At 69.4% G+C, this 14,354-nt stretch carries 14 protein-coding genes and 1 pseudogene; 10 read left to right on the forward strand and 5 right to left on the reverse strand.

Translation table 11 applies throughout. From position 1 onward, the window contains the following. The first annotated feature begins 332 nt into the window (after positions 1-332). From GD1_RS22300 to GD1_RS22315, 4 genes are all read left to right on the forward strand, one after another. Positions 333-1,106: an MBL fold metallo-hydrolase gene (locus GD1_RS22300; protein WP_059039653.1), complete on the forward strand. Its 774-nt coding sequence runs from the start codon at positions 333-335 to the stop codon at positions 1,104-1,106. Positions 1,107-1,207: 101 nt separating this feature from the next. Then, complete coding sequence (locus GD1_RS22305; RefSeq protein ID WP_059039655.1) at positions 1,208-2,182, forward strand: pirin family protein; 975 nt, start codon at positions 1,208-1,210, stop codon at positions 2,180-2,182. Then, positions 2,179-2,691: a MarR family winged helix-turn-helix transcriptional regulator gene (locus GD1_RS22310; RefSeq protein ID WP_059039657.1), complete on the forward strand. Its 513-nt coding sequence runs from the start codon at positions 2,179-2,181 to the stop codon at positions 2,689-2,691. The genes GD1_RS22305 and GD1_RS22310 overlap by 4 nt, the downstream gene beginning before the upstream one ends. After that, positions 2,688-3,479, forward strand: coding sequence for a pirin family protein (locus GD1_RS22315; protein WP_059039660.1), 792 nt, complete (start codon positions 2,688-2,690; stop codon positions 3,477-3,479). The genes GD1_RS22310 and GD1_RS22315 overlap by 4 nt, the downstream gene beginning before the upstream one ends. A 27-nt stretch (positions 3,480-3,506) precedes the next feature. Here GD1_RS22315 and GD1_RS22320 read toward each other — a convergent pair whose 3' ends face one another. Continuing rightward, positions 3,507-4,466, reverse strand: coding sequence for a cation diffusion facilitator family transporter (locus GD1_RS22320; RefSeq protein WP_059039662.1), 960 nt, complete (start codon positions 4,464-4,466; stop codon positions 3,507-3,509). Between the two features lie 105 nt (positions 4,467-4,571). On the opposite strand from GD1_RS22320, the gene GD1_RS22325 reads away from it, so the two are divergent. From GD1_RS22325 to GD1_RS22340, 4 genes are all read left to right on the forward strand, one after another. Beyond that, positions 4,572-5,495: an ABC transporter ATP-binding protein gene (locus GD1_RS22325; RefSeq protein WP_053778412.1), complete on the forward strand. Its 924-nt coding sequence runs from the start codon at positions 4,572-4,574 to the stop codon at positions 5,493-5,495. An 86-nt stretch (positions 5,496-5,581) separates the two neighbouring features. After that, entirely contained in the window at positions 5,582-6,340 is a 759-nt protein-coding gene (locus GD1_RS22330; RefSeq protein ID WP_059039663.1) for an ABC transporter permease, read from the forward strand. A gap of 17 nt (positions 6,341-6,357) precedes the next feature. Beyond that, the gene (locus GD1_RS22335; RefSeq protein ID WP_059039665.1) at positions 6,358-7,485 is read left to right on the forward strand and encodes an ATP-binding protein; all 1,128 of its coding nucleotides are present in this window, start codon (positions 6,358-6,360) and stop codon (positions 7,483-7,485) included. Then, on the forward strand, positions 7,482-8,096 hold the full coding sequence (locus GD1_RS22340) for a response regulator transcription factor (RefSeq protein ID WP_053778415.1): 615 nt from the start codon (positions 7,482-7,484) through the stop codon (positions 8,094-8,096). The genes GD1_RS22335 and GD1_RS22340 overlap by 4 nt, the downstream gene beginning before the upstream one ends. Positions 8,097-8,163: 67 nt before the next feature. On the opposite strand, the gene GD1_RS22345 is transcribed toward GD1_RS22340, so the two are convergent. Then, positions 8,164-8,664, reverse strand: coding sequence for a mycothiol transferase (locus GD1_RS22345; protein WP_020791151.1), 501 nt, complete (start codon positions 8,662-8,664; stop codon positions 8,164-8,166). A 68-nt stretch (positions 8,665-8,732) separates the two neighbouring features. Between GD1_RS22345 and GD1_RS22350 the strand changes: the two genes are divergently transcribed. Together GD1_RS22350 and GD1_RS22355 are read left to right on the forward strand one after the other, a co-directional pair. Further along, positions 8,733-10,199 (forward strand): LLM class flavin-dependent oxidoreductase, encoded by a 1,467-nt coding sequence (locus GD1_RS22350; RefSeq protein ID WP_059039667.1) that lies wholly within the window; start codon positions 8,733-8,735, stop codon positions 10,197-10,199. A gap of 25 nt (positions 10,200-10,224) precedes the next feature. Continuing rightward, the gene (locus tag GD1_RS22355; protein ID WP_059039669.1) at positions 10,225-11,640 is read left to right on the forward strand and encodes a YibE/F family protein; all 1,416 of its coding nucleotides are present in this window, start codon (positions 10,225-10,227) and stop codon (positions 11,638-11,640) included. On the opposite strand, the gene GD1_RS22360 is transcribed toward GD1_RS22355, so the two are convergent. The 3 genes and pseudogenes from GD1_RS22360 to GD1_RS25105 form a co-directional block, all read right to left on the reverse strand. Further along, positions 11,632-12,531, reverse strand: coding sequence for a serine hydrolase (locus tag GD1_RS22360; protein ID WP_373855353.1), 900 nt, complete (start codon positions 12,529-12,531; stop codon positions 11,632-11,634). The two genes, GD1_RS22355 and GD1_RS22360, sit on opposite strands and share 9 nt — an antisense overlap. Positions 12,532-12,665: 134 nt before the next feature. After that, entirely contained in the window at positions 12,666-13,517 is an 852-nt protein-coding gene (locus GD1_RS22365) for a serine hydrolase (RefSeq protein ID WP_059039672.1), read from the reverse strand. Between the two features lie 62 nt (positions 13,518-13,579). Beyond that, positions 13,580-14,354 (reverse strand): annotated as a pseudogene (locus GD1_RS25105) (serine/threonine-protein kinase); the annotation flags it as partial.

Below are 14,354 nucleotides of genomic sequence, written 5' to 3' on the forward strand. Positions count from 1 at the left end.
AGGCCCGCCGGGTGCGTATCTGAAACCGGATGGGGAACGAATCCTGGACCGGGAATCCACACTGGCCCGCAAACATCGCCGTCGACGACTCGAGCGGCAACGCAACCGTGCCCGCAACCAGACTCCCGCCACCCAGACGGACTCGCCCGACCCGCCCTTCTGAGGGCGTTGACACGCTCGCCGAAACCCCTCGGCGTGATCCCGGGCATCGAACATGGTTCGCTACCGTGGTCGCATGTCAGCAACCGCGTCGCGTGAGGCCTACTTCGAGGCCGGTCTCGCCAAGTCGGTGCTGGCACTGCTGGACGACGCCGAGGCAGCGCACAGGTAGCGTGTCGACGTCCGGCGGCAAGGTGGCCTGCTCATATCCGGTGAGGAGATACATCGACCAGCTCGCGTACCTCGGTGTCGGGGAACGGCACACCATCGACGGCTTCGACCTCACCGGCGGCCCGTACCCGCATCAGGCCCGCCTGCTGCGACGCGCCGGTGCACCCGACCTCGCCGACGCCGTCGACGCGCTGGATCTCGAGGACTTCGAGCGGGACCAGCCGTTCGGCCCGCCGACCCACTGGATCACCGATGCGGAGACCTTCGACCTGGGCGCACAGACGCTGCACCGGACCCCGGGGCACACCCGCGGGCACACCGTCTTCGAGCTGCCGGAGTCCGGACTGCTGTTCACCGGCGACCACCTGCTGCCCCGGATCACACCGTCCCTCGGCTTCGAACACACCCCCGAGGACTCGCCCCTGACCTCCTATCTCGGCTCGCTCACACAGTTCGCCGACCGCACCGGGCTGCGCATGCTGCCCGCGCACGGCGACGCCTCGTATCCGGCCGACGTCCGTGCCCGAGAACTGCTCGACCACCACGACCGTCGCCTCGGCGAGATCCGGCAGCTGGTGGCCGACGGCCACCGCGACGCCGCCTCGATCGCCGCGGCGATGACCTGGACCCGCCACGAACGACACCTGACCGAGCTCGGGACGGTCCACGCGACGACCGCGATCCTCGAGGTCCGGGCCCACCTCGAACACCTGGTCCGAGCCGGCTCACTGGTGCGCGACGGCGACCGACCGGAGTCGTATCAGGTGGCGGAATAACCTCCGGCGGTCCCCGGTTGGAGTCCATGTAGCTCAAATTTGAGTGATATACATCGACCGAGGACGGTCCGACCGAGACCGCCCAGACCGAGGAGGCCCCCATGCCCGCCGTCACCGCCGACGCCACCACCCTGCCCCGGCTGACACCGGCGCCCCTGGAGGCCACCGAACGCACCGTCCGCTCGGTCACCCGAGGCCCACGCGGCTACGAGGGCGAGGGATTCCCCGTGGTCCGCGCCTTCGCCGGGGTCTCCTCGGCCGCCCTCGACCCGTTCATCCACATGGACCAGATGGGTGAGGTCGACTACGAGCCGGGCGAGCCGCGCGGTACCGACTGGCACCCGCACCGCGGGTTCGAGACGGTCACCTACATCATCGACGGCCGCTTCCAGCACCAGGATTCCGCCGGTGGCGGCGGCATGATCGAGAACGGTGCCACCCAGTGGATGACCGCGGGCGCGGGCATCCTGCACATCGAGACGCCGCCGGCCGAACTGGTCGAGTCGGGCGGGCTGTTCCACGGAATCCAGCTGTGGGTGAACCTGCCCGCCGCCGACAAGTTCCTCACACCGCGGTACCAGAACCTGGAGGGCGGGCAGGTCGCGCTCGTCGGCTCGCCCGACGGCGGCGCACTGATCCGGATCATCGCCGGTGAGCTCGACGGCCACGCCGGCCCCGGCGCCACCCACACCCCGATCACCGTCGCCCATGCGACGATCGAGCCGGGTGCATCGGTGTCGGTGCCGTGGCGCGAGGACTTCAACGCGCTGGTCTACGTCCTGTCCGGGCGCGGCACCGTCGGCGCCGACGCCCGTCCGATCGAATCCGGCGAGCTCGCGGTGCTCGGCGCCGGGGAACGACTGACCGTGGGTGCCCGCACCGGCGCCGACGGCAATCACCCCGACCTGGAGGTACTGCTGCTGGGTGGCCGCCCGATCCGGGAACCGGTCGCGCAGTACGGTCCGTTCGTGATGAACACCCGACAGCAGCTCGTGGAGGCCATCGAGGACTTCCAGGCCGGACGGCTGGGCACCGTCCCGGCCGATGCGATCATGCCGCACACCCGCACCCGGTGACCGGCACGGACCCGGTGGGCGCAGACCCGGTGGGCACAGACCCGGTGGGCACGGCATGGCGGCTGTTCATCGAGACCAGCACCCGGATCCACACCCGGCTCGACGAGGATCTGCGCAAGCACTGCCGGATGTCGTTGTCGGACTATCACATCCTGCTGATCCTGCACGAATGCCCCGACGGCCGGGCACGTATGCGGGACCTGTCCCGGCGGATGGTGTTCTCCACCTCGCGGCTCTCCTACCAGATCGACGTCATGGTCAAGAAGGGCTGGTTGCGCCGCGAGAGTGCCGCCGAGGACCGCCGGGGCAGTTATGCGGTGCTCACCGCCGACGGCCGCGCCACCTTCGCCGTGGCCGCCCGCGACCACGGCGCGGTGGTCGACCGCCTGTTCTCGGCCGCGGTGGACACCGATGACGCCGCGGCCCTGACCCGCGTGATGCGCACCCTCACCACCCATCTGGACCATCTCGACGAGGACGGTCCCGACACCTTCGGGGAGAGACGATGACCACCCCATCGACGCCCACGGCCGGCGCACACGGTGCCGCCGGCATCCGGGTGATCCGGTCCGACGAGCGACACCGCTGGGACGACGCCTGGCTCACCTCACGCCAATCGTTCCCGGCCACCGGCAATTTCGACCTGCGCGGCAACGCACACGGTCTGCTGATGGTGAGCAACGACGACGTCGTCGACCCGGCCGAGGGCTTCGACACCCATGAGCACGTGGACGTCGAGATCGTCACGTGGGTGGTCGAGGGTGCACTGGCCCATCGTGATTCACGTGGCAACGCCGGTGTTCTCACCCCCGGGGTGGTCCAGCGGATGACGGCGGGCACCGGGATCACCCACTCCGAGCGCAATGGGTCGTCACGGGCCGACGCGCACCGCCTCCGAGTGGTGCAGATGTGGCTGGCCACCGAATACGCCGGGGGCGAGCCGGGTTACGCCGAACGCGACGTGACCGATCGGCTGGCCACCGGCGAGCTGTTCCCGGTGGTGTCCGGACTCGCCCGCCATCGCGGCACCGACGCACTCGACATCGCCAACTCCCATGTCGCACTGCACGCCGCACGGCCGGTGGCCGGGACAACGCTGACCTTGCCCGCGGCACGATTCGGACATCTCTATGTGGTGCGCGGCAGCGTCGAGCTTTCCGGTGGCGCCGGAGTTGCCGGTGGCTCTGTGCTGTCCGAGGGCGATGCCGCACGCACCACCGATCAGGGCGAGTTGCGCCTCACCGCGACCACCGACGCCGAGATCCTGTTCTGGGAGATGGAACGCGGATTCGCCTGATCCGGCGGCACCCGATGCCCCCAGAACTCAGGGCACCAGTGAGGGCTCGTCGGCGGTGGACAGCGTCAGCACCGCCTCGACGATCGCGTCGGCATCCTCCAGTTGCGCCTCGATTCGCCGCAGCAGTACGGCGACGTCGGATTCGCGGAGATCGCCACGCACGTCGACCGCCGCGACCACATAGAACTGCGTGGGGCCGACATACTCGGCATGCAGATAGGTCACGCGATCGATGTCGGGGTGGTCGAGCAGGCGGCGCAACAGGATCGACCGGGTCTCCGGCATCGCGCGCTGACCGAGCAGGAACTCGCTGTTGCGCCGGATCAGGAAGATGGCGATCACACCGAGAAGCAGTCCGACGAGAATCGATCCGATGGCGTCGTACACCGGTTTGCCGGTGATCTGGTGCAGTGCCATGCCGACCGCGGCGATCGCCAGCCCGACGAGCGCCGCCGCATCCTCGAAGAACACCGCTCGCAGCGTCGAGTCCGAGGTCCGGCTGATGAACCGCAGCGGGTGGATCGACAGTCGCCGGCTTCCGGCGTTCGCCTGGCGCACCGACTGCATGAACGAGATCCCCTCCAGCACAGCCGAGACCGCGAGCACGATGTAGCCGACGAGATAGTCGGCCTCCTCCTCGGGCGCGGTCAGCGAGGTGATGCCGTGCATCACCGACACCGCCGCACCCACCGCGAACAGGCCGAAGGCCGCGAACATCGACCAGATGTAGGTCTCGCGGCCGTGACCGAAGGGATGCGCGCGGTCACGGCCGAGCGCACCACGGCGTTCGGCGACGAGCAGGAACACCTCGTTGCCGGCGTCGGCCCACGAGTGCACCGCCTCGGCCACCATCGATGCCGAACCGGTGATCACCGCAGCCACCGATTTGGCCACCGCCACAAGGATGTTCATGGCGAAGGCCAGTACCACCGTCAACGACGACGCGGAACCGGTGTCGGGCTGCTTCGTCTCTTCGTCCGCAGGCACCCGGCGATCGTCTCACAGGTGCCGCGACGTGCATGACATACGTCATGGCCGATCGATGACATCTGCTCTGGGTACGCCGGCCACCCCGCCGACAGGATGAGAACCATGAACATCGCACCTGCCATCCGAGCGCACAACGTACTCAAGACGTTCCGGGACACCGACGGAAGCCGGGACACCGGCGGGAACCGGGTCACCGCCGTCGACCACCTGGATCTCACGATCGCGCCCGGCGAGGTCGTCGCCTTCCTCGGCCCCAACGGGGCGGGCAAGACCACCACGATCGACATGATGCTCGGTCTGAGCCGACCCGATTCCGGCGAGATGACCGTGTTCGGCATGCCGCCCCGCCAGGCCGCCCGCGCCGGCCGGATCGCCTCGGTGCTCCAGAGCGGCGGTCTGCTACCGGATTACACCGTCGCCGAGACCGTCCGGATCATCGCCTCCCTGCACGGCCGCACCGCCGAGGTCGATGCGGTGATGGACCGCGCCGACATCGCACATCTGGCGAACCGGCGCGTGTCCCGGTGCTCCGGCGGCGAGCAGCAGCGGCTCAAGTTCGCGCTCGCCACCCTCCCCGATCCCGACCTGATCATCCTGGACGAGCCCACCGCCGGGATGGACGTCGAATCACGGCGGGCGTTCTGGGCCGCCATGCGCGCCGACGCCCGCAACGGTCGCACCGTCGTGTTCGCCACCCACTACCTCGACGAGGCCGACGACTTCGCCGACCGCATCGTGATGCTCGCCCACGGACGGATCGTCGCCGACGGGTCGACCGCCCAGATCCGCAACGTGGCCTCCCGGCGGGTGGTCTCGGCGATCGTCGACGAGGACGGTCTCGGCACCCTCGGGCGCACGATCTCCGACCTCGAGGTCGTCGACCGACGCGGCGGGCGCGTCTACCTCTCGTCGGCCGACTCCGACGCCCTGGCCCGCACGCTGCTCACCGCCACCTGCGCCCGCGAGATCGAGGTCGCGACCCGCAACCTCGAGGACGCCTTCGTCGCGCTCACCTCGGCCGCCTGATCTCCCCCGGCAACCTGATCTCCCCCGCCGCCTGATCTTCCCCGGCAACCTCGACTGCCCGGGTCCCACCGAAAGGACACCCTCCGATGAGTACCACCGTCCTCGCCACCACCCATCTCCGTCTCGACCTCACCCGGGTCCTGCGCAACCGCCGGGCCCTGGTCTTCACCGTGGCGATGCCCGCCCTGCTCTACCTGGTGTTCGGCGCCACCCAGGACGGCACCGAACGTGTCGGCTCCGGCAACGTCGCCTTCTACGTGCTGGTCGGGATGGCCGTCTACGGCGCGATCCTGGCGGCATCGACCAACGCCGCGTCGGTGGCCATCGAACAGCAGGCGGGCTGGACGCGCACCCTGATGATGATCCCGCTGCGACCGGTCGGATATGTCACGACCAAGGTCGGTGTCGCCCTGGCGATGGGCGCCATGCCGATGGCCGTCCTCGCCGTGGTCGGCGCACTCACCGGTGCCGACGCGCCGATCGGGGTCTGGATCGCCTGCCTGGGCCTCGGCTGGCTGGGGTCGTCGGTGTTCGCCGCCTTCGGCCTCGCCGTCGGCAGCCTGCTCCGCTCGGACGGTGCGATGCAGGTGATGGGTGGCGTCCTGGCGCTGCTCGCCTTCGCCGGCAATGTCTTCGTCCCGCTCAAGGGCGCACTGCTCACCGTCTCGCAGTTCACCCCGATGTTCGGCGTGGTCACCCTCGCCCGCTATCCCCTCGACCATGGGGTCACCATCTACGGCACCGCCATCCCGCTGTGGGTCGCCATCGCCAATCTGGTCGTCTGGGCCGCGGTCTTCACCGGCGGCGCGGCATACTTCTACAGTCGAGGCACCGACCGTCAGTGAGGACCACACCGCTTCCGATGAGCCGCACACCCGCTTCATGGTGGACGCCCTGGCGCAACCCGCGCTGGGCGTTCATCGCGCTCTGGTCACTGTTCCTGGCCTACCCGCTGGCCGCCACCATCACCTCTGATGCCCCGGCCGCCGCCAAGATCACCACCTACGTGCTGCTCGGCGCCTTCGCCGGGGTGTACCTGTTCGCCTCGGTGTACGTCCTGTCCGGCCGTCCCGGCGACAACCCGTGGGGCATCGCGGTTTTCGCGGTCCTCGTCGCGCTCGTACTCGGTCTGATGCCGCTGATCGGGCAGGATGCCTTCGGCGCCGCGCCGTTCCTGATGGTCGTGGCCGCACTCACCTTCCCGATGATCTGGGCGCTGACCGTCATGGCCGCGGTGCTGATCGCATCCATCGCGATCCCCGAACTCGCCGGGTGGGGAGCCGATGTGAGCGTGGTGGTGATCCTCGCTACCGTCGGGCTGACGCTGCTCGGGGTGCGGGTGGCAACCGCCCGGGAGACCGAACGCGAACTCGCCGAACAACGTCGACGTGACCTCGACGCCCAGCTGGCCGTGGTGGCCGAGCGCGAACGGGTGGCCCGCGACGTCCACGACATCCTCGGGCATTCCCTGACCGTCATCACCATCAAGTCCGAACTCGCCGGGCGGCTGGTGGACCTGGACCCGGCCCGCGCGAAGACCGAGATCACCGAGGTCAACCAACTCGCCCGGCAGGCCCTGGCCGAGGTCCGGTCCACTGTCGGCCGTCTGCGCACGCCGGAACTGCCCGATGTGATCGCCGGTGCCGAGAGTGCCCTGCGCGCAGCCGGGATCGAGGCCTGCCTGCCCGATCCGCATCGCCACACCGATCACGGCACCCTGTTCGCCTGGGTCCTGCGCGAAGCCGTCACCAATGTGGTGCGCCACTCCGGTGCCACCCGCTGTGCGGTCACTCTCGATGACGACTCGATCACGGTGCACGACAACGGCACCGGCATGGATCCGGCCTTCCTCGGCAACGGTCTGCGCGGACTGACCGAGCGGGTCGACGCCGCCGGCGGAACCCTGCGCATCGACTCGGGCGCCGACGGCACCACCCTCGTCGCACAGATCAGACCCCGCACACCGATCAGATCGGACGACGCCCGATGACCGACACCATCCGGCTGCTGCTCGCCGACGACCAGGCCCTGGTCCGCGGGGCCCTGGCCGCGCTGCTCGACCTCGAACCCGATCTCGAGGTGGTGGCACAGGTGGGACGCGGTGACGAAGTGGTCTCGGCCGCACGCGAATCCGGCACCCAGGTGTGCCTGCTCGACATCGAGATGCCCGGCGTCGACGGGATCGAGGCCGCCGCCGCACTGCACCGCGAGCTGCCCGGGGTGCGGTCGCTGATCGTCACCACCTTCGGCCGGCCCGGTTACCTGCGGCGCGCGATCGCGGCCGGCGCATCGGGTTTCGTGGTCAAGGACACCCCGGCCGGCGAGCTCGCCGACGCGGTGCGGCGCGTACACGCCGGGCTGCGGGTGATCGATCCGACACTGGCCACCGAGAGCCTCACCAGCGGCGACAACCCGCTCACCCCACGGGAATCGGAGGTCTTGCGGGCGGCGCTGTCGGGGGCGACGGTGGCCGCGATCGCCGCGCAGGTGCACCTGTCGGCGGGCACGGTCCGCAATCACCTGTCGTCGGCGATCGGCAAGACCAGCGCCTCCACCCGCGCCGAGGCCGCACTGATCGCCCGCGAACGCGGGTGGATCTGACCGGTACCGCGGCGTCGACGGGCCTGGACGAGCCCAGTGGTGCAGTCCCCTCGGAGTTGTGGTCCCCTCAGAGTTGCAGTCCGCGCAGGTATGCCGCCTGCCCGATGTGCTGGGCGTCGTCGTCGACGATGCTGACCAGCCGCACCCCGAGCGTGACCGGCGGATCCCAGCGGGTGTCGACGATCCGGTCGAGATCGGCGTCGGAGAGCCGTGCGAGGTAGTCGAGGGTGGCCGCATGCGTCTCGTCGTGGTAGCCGAGCAGCAGGTCGGGCGGGCCGACCACGCGGATCACGTCGTCGGGATGGTGGCCGTAGCCGGTGGCGTCGGCGGCGAACGGCAGGGCGAATCGCTCATACCAACCACCGGTCCGCCACACCTGTTCGGTGCCGGCGACGTCGGCGACCTGGGCATCCTGTACCCGCGTCACATGCCACACCAGCCATGCGATGGTGTTGGCGCCCGGCGCCGGCTGCCAGACCAGGCGTTCCTCGTCGATGCCGTCGAGGACGGCGTGGACATTCTCCTGCACCCGACTCAGGCCGTCGGCGAGCACGTCGATGCTTCGCATGCCTACTTCCCTACGCCTTTATCTCGCCCCGCGCAGAAGTCTGGTCGATCCCGTGCCGACCGCCGAGGATGGGCCGGGTGTCCCAGTCCTCCCCCGCTGCACCCGCCCGCCGTCCGATCCGCTTCAACGCCTTCGACATGAACTGTGTCGCCCACCAGTCGCCGGGTCTGTGGCGTCATCCCGCGGACCGCTCATGGGACTACAACACGCTCGACTACTGGGTGGATCTGGCGAAGCTGCTGGAGGCCGGCGGATTCGACGGGCTGTTCATCGCCGACGTCCTCGGCACCTATGACGTGTACGGCGGGACCGACGAGGCGGCCATCCGGCAGGGTGCACAGATCCCGGTCAACGATCCGCTGCTGCTGGTGTCGGCGATGGCCCACGCCACCGAGCATCTCGGCTTCGGCATCACCACCGGCACCGGATTCGAGCATCCGTATCCGTTCGCCCGGCGCCTGTCGACTCTCGATCACCTCACCAAGGGGCGGATCGGCTGGAATGTCGTCACCGGCTACCTGCCCTCGGCGGCACGCAACATGGGCAGCGACGACCAGCTCGAACACGACAGCCGCTACGACCACGCCGACGAATACCTGACGGTGCTCTACAAGTTGTGGGAGGGCTCCTGGGAGCGGGATGCGGTGCGCCGTGACCGGGCGGCCGGGATCTTCGCCGATCCCGAGAAGGTGCACCACATCGGGCATCACGGACAGCATTTCACCGTCCCCGGCATCCATCTGTCGGAGCCGTCACCGCAGGGCTCGCCGGTGATCTACCAGGCCGGCGCCTCGCCGCGCGGACGACGCTTCGCCGCCGCCAACGCCGAGGCGATCTTCGTCGGCGCACCCACCAAAGCCATTCTGCGCGATACGGTCTCGAAGATCCGCGAGGAGCTCGTCACCGCCGGACGCGATCCCTACGATGCGCGCATATACACGCTGCTGACGATCATCACCGACGAGACCTCCGCGGCCGCCCGCGCCAAGGCCGCCGAGTACCAGCGCTACGCCAGCGAGGAGGGTTCGCTGGTGTTCATGTCCGGGTGGATGGGTCTGGACCTGTCGACCTACGACATCGACGAGCCCATCGGCAACGTCGAGAGCAATGCGATCCAGTCCGCGGTCGCGGCCTTCCAGCAGGCCGCCGAGTCCGGTGAGGAATGGCGGGTCCGCGACATCGCGTCCTGGGGCGGGATCGGCGGTATGGGCCCGGTGCTGATCGGTTCGGGCGACGAGGTCGCCGAGGCGCTGCAGGGTTGGGTCGACGAGACCGACGTGGACGGGTTCAACCTCGCCTATGCGGTGACGCCCGGATCGTTCGCCGATGTCATCACCCATGTGGTGCCCGCGCTGGAACGACGCGGCGTCTACGACCGCGCCTACACCCCGGGCACTTTGCGCCACAAGCTGTTCGGCCGCGGCGATCTGTTGCCGCAGAACCATCGGGGTGCGACCTTCCGGCCCGGCGGCACCGGATCGACCATCGACGATTCGGTGCGCGATCGGGCTCGCACCGCGGTGCTCACCTCCTGACCGCCACTCCGCATAGGGTGGCGGGGTGAGCAACCCCGGCACCGGACACGGCCCCGAGCATTCCCACGGCCATTCGCATTCGCTGTCGCAGATCGCCGTGGATCTGCCCCCACTGGCCCGGCGGATCGTCATCGCGACCCTGACGATCGCCGGGCTCGCGGTGATCGTCGGCGCAGTGCTGCTGTGGCCGTCGGGCGGCGATCACCCGATCCCCGCCCAGTTCCGCGGTGCCGACGGCGGGGCCATCCACGCCGTCGACGGCGAGGTCGTCGCGCAGACCCGCGCGGAATGTCTGAACCAGATGGTCGGCACCGTGCAGGACACCGCCGACATCCCGATCTCCGGCGCCGGGTCGGGGCCGTGCATCGAGAGCACGGTGCGGATCACCTCCGGTGAGCACGAGGGCAAGTACACGTTGCTCGAGATCCCGACCAACCAGGCCCAGTCGGGTAGCGGCCCGGACTCGTCGGCGCAGACCCTCGGCGCACCCGACAACCCGCAGGCCGGCCAGCCCACCCTGCATGTCGGCGACAGCATCCGGCTGAGCACCAGCCCGGGTCCCGACGGTGCACCCCGCTATGCATTCTTCGACTTCGGCCGGTCCACATCCACTCTCGTGTGGGCGATCCTGTTCGCCGCGGCGGTCGTCCTCGTCGCCGCATGGCGCGGTCTGCGCTCCCTCATCGGTCTGGTCTTCGCCTTCGTCGTCCTCGCCGTGTTCACCCTGCCGGCCATCCTGGACGGCAAGTCCCCGGTGGCCGTCGCCGTGGTGAGTTCGGCGGCCATCCTGTTCGTCGTGCTGTATCTCGCCCACGGGATCAGCCTGCGTACCAGCTCGGCCCTGCTCGGCACGCTCAGTTCGCTGCTGGCCGCCGGGCTGCTGAGCTGGCTGGCGATCGAGACGATGCACCTGACCGGGCTCTCCGGCGACCAGACCACGAGCCTGCAGGTGTATCAGGGCAACATCTCCGTCGGCGGTCTCCTGCTCGCCGGATTCATCATCGGCACCCTGGGCGTGCTCAACGACGTCACCATCACGCAGGCGTCGGCGGCGTTCGAACTCGCCGCCGCCGGGGAACCGACCCGTCTGGCGACGTTCCGGGCGGCGATGCGCGTCGGTCGCGACCACATCGCCAGCACCGTCTACACCCTGGTCTTCGCCTACGCGGGCAGCGCACTCCCGCTGCTGTTGCTGTTCTCGGTGGCCCAGCAGCCGCTCGGCGCACTGCTCACCAGTGACACCGTCGCCGTGGAGCTGGCACGGTCCTTCGTCGGCGGCATCGCGATCTGTCTGTCGGTCCCGCTGACCACCGCCATCGCCGCGGCCCTCGCACGCCCGTCAGGCACCCGCGCCGAGGTGGAACAGATCCGACCGGAGCCGCAGCTGCGACCTCAGCCGCGTACCGGCCGCCATTCGATGCCGGACACCGGCTCACAGTGAGCAGCGGCCGACCGGAACCTTGGTGATGTTGCGGCCCAGCCAGTCGCCCACCCGGGTCAGCATCGCGGCGCCGTCGGAGAAGCTGTTGCTCTTGGGGACGGCGGCCAGCGACACCGCGAACTGCCCGCGGCCGGTGGTGATCACACCGATCTGACGGACGAAGAAGGCCGACGACAGGCCAGTCCCGGGCCCCCAGCCGCCCTTGACCGCCGAACCCGTCACCGTCCGGCTGGTCCGGGCGAGATCGGCGACGCCCCACCGCTGACTGGGACCCACCGATCCCATCAGGTCGAGCACCCGCGTCGAACCGGGCATACACGGCAGATGTGCACCGAACCGCGCCTGATCGGCCAGCGACCACATGCTGTATCCGGGGAACGACGACGGCGTGTCGAGCTCCGAACTGACATGGGTGCGCACGTCATGGCCCTCGCGCAGGACCGCGGCGACCGCATCCACCGACTGCCGGGTGGTGCCCAGCGCCGCCCACAGATCCTCGGCCGCATCGTTGTCGGAGAAGGTGATCGCCTTGACCTCACGCGAGACCACCGCGGACCCGAGACGCCGTTCGGCGGCCAGCGACACCGGCACCTTCAACGTCGACCATGCACGTCCGGTCGACACCTTGCCGAGGGTGATCGCCGAGTCCGAACCCACCGGCACGATCGCAATACCGACCGTTCCCGGATAGGTCTTCGCCAGCGACTTCTGGAACGGCTCGAACGACTTCGCGAGCGCCTTCTGCGGAGGCTCCGGCGGCGTGAGCCAGGTACGCAGGGGTTCGGGAAGGGGCGGGAGGGCCGGCCCGGCCGAGGCCAACGCGGACGGTGTGACACCCACGACCACGAGCGCGAGCACCACCGCCACGATCAGCCGTTTCACATTGGTCACACAAGCCTCCTGGGTCACATTCGTACCAGGAGAACCTTAGGTGGGCGTCCGCGGCGACCGCGAACCGAGAGCGGTTCGGCCATGCAACCGAGACCCGGTTGTGTACGAGTCGTGATCGAGTGCCCGGAATGCCGTTATCGGCAACCCCCGCGAGGCAGTGCGGTGATGTTCTGGTTCAGCCAGTTGGCCATCGCGTTGAGTGCGGCGATCCCACCGGACATCGATCCGCCCACCGCGCTCATCGCCACCGCGCTTCGCGCACCGTTGCGGTAGGTGATCAGACCGATCTGGCGAACCAGGTAGGCACCGTCGACGCCCGGGCCCCATCCACCCTTGACCGCCGTCGACTTGGGCAGACGCATGATCTCCACGCCCCACTGCTGGTTTCCGGCGACCTGCCCCATCAGCGACACCACATGCTCGGTTCCGGGCATACAGGGCAGATGACCGGTGAACGTCGCAGCATCCGGCAACGACCACACGGTCTGGCCGAAGACGGTGAACCCGGCCCGCAACTGCTGCGACGGCACGGTGACGTCCGGATTGCCTCCCTCGCGCAACACCGCGGTCACCGCGGCCGAGGCCTCCTCGGCGGTCCCGAGCGACGCCCACAGCTCCTCGGCGGAAGCATTGTCGGAGTTGATGATCGCATTGGTCTCGGCGTCCGACCGACCGTTCTCGCGCTCCGCGGCCACCGCCAGGGGCACCTTGATCGTCGACCAGGCCACCCCCGGGTCGCGATCACCGAACACCATGGTGGCCTTCGAATCCTCGCCGACCGGGGCCACCGCGACCCCGACCCGCAGGCCGGTCCCGGATGCGACCTTCTGGAAGCTCGCCGCCAATGCCGGATTCGCCGCCGACGACGGACTCGACGACGATGCCGAGGATGCCGACGGCGAGGAACTCGACGGTGTCGCATACACCGTCACCGTCGACGTCGGGCCGGACTCGGAATCACCGCTCGCACAACCGGACAACACCATCGCCGCCACGATCGTCGTCACCCCGGCAGCCCAGAACCTCCGCACGTGTCCCTCTCCCCTTCTCACGGCAGCACGTAGACCACGGCGTTGTTGCCACCCCGGCACGTCACTGCCGAACCCTCAGGCGTACATGCCATCTGATAGGGCAACCCGGTGACCGGGCTGAACGCCTGGACCGTACGGGCCTGACCATAGGTGCCGGAGCCTCGGTAGGCGTCGCGAACCGCCTGCGCGAACGGACAACTCGTCACCGTGGTCCCGATCGCCGAGGTCGCGTCACAGGGCACCGCGTCGGCCGGGAACACCGGCGTGACCGTCTCCGTGGTCTGCTCGGTGACCGGGGGCGCGGCCGTCACCGTCGCGGTCGACGTGGCCGCGGTGTCGTCGCCGGAGCTGTTGCTGAACAACCAATATGCGCCGACGGCCACCAGTCCGAGTACCGCCACCGCGATCACACCGATCAGGACATAGGCCACCGATCGGTCGCGCTCGGGCGGCGGCTGGTATCCCGGGGCCGGGTAGGCCGCGGCACCGTACGCGGCGGGCGCTCCCGGATACTGCTGGGGACCCGAGTAGTTCTGGGGGCCCGAATACTGTTGCGGGCCCGAATAGTTCTGTGGACCCGAATACTGTTGCGGACCCGAATAGTTCTGGGGACCCGGCTCGCCGACCGGCCGCAGTTGCGTGGCGCGGGCGGACTCCTCGCCGGATGGCGAGCCGATCACCGTCGGCGGTGCGGGCGGATGGGCACCGTCGGACTTCACCAGGTCGATCCGCCCGGGGCGCCCGGGCGTCACCGTGGTCGGCGCAGCGGCCCCCGCGGCCGGATCGGCCTCG

Origin of the sequence: Gordonia desulfuricans NBRC 100010, from assembly GCF_001485495.1 — a bacterium.
Lineage (GTDB): Bacteria > Actinomycetota > Actinomycetes > Mycobacteriales > Mycobacteriaceae > Gordonia > Gordonia desulfuricans.

Bases quoted from the DNA above. Each gene is read 5' to 3' on its own strand.
- GD1_RS22340 (WP_053778415.1), top strand. From the start codon at position 7,482: ATGACCGACACCATCCGGCTGCTGCTCGCCGACGACCAGGCCCTGGTC.
- GD1_RS22305 (WP_059039655.1), top strand. From the start codon at position 1,208: ATGCCCGCCGTCACCGCCGACGCCACCACCCTGCCCCGGCTGACACCG.
- GD1_RS22315 (WP_059039660.1), top strand. From the start codon at position 2,688: ATGACCACCCCATCGACGCCCACGGCCGGCGCACACGGTGCCGCCGGC.
- GD1_RS22365 (WP_059039672.1), bottom strand. From the start codon at position 13,517: ATGGTGTTGTCCGGTTGTGCGAGCGGTGATTCCGAGTCCGGCCCGACG.
- GD1_RS22335 (WP_059039665.1), top strand. From the start codon at position 6,358: ATGAGCCGCACACCCGCTTCATGGTGGACGCCCTGGCGCAACCCGCGC.
- GD1_RS22350 (WP_059039667.1), top strand. From the start codon at position 8,733: ATGGGCCGGGTGTCCCAGTCCTCCCCCGCTGCACCCGCCCGCCGTCCG.
- GD1_RS22345 (WP_020791151.1), bottom strand. From the start codon at position 8,664: ATGCGAAGCATCGACGTGCTCGCCGACGGCCTGAGTCGGGTGCAGGAG.
- GD1_RS22330 (WP_059039663.1), top strand. From the start codon at position 5,582: ATGAGTACCACCGTCCTCGCCACCACCCATCTCCGTCTCGACCTCACC.
- GD1_RS22325 (WP_053778412.1), top strand. From the start codon at position 4,572: ATGAACATCGCACCTGCCATCCGAGCGCACAACGTACTCAAGACGTTC.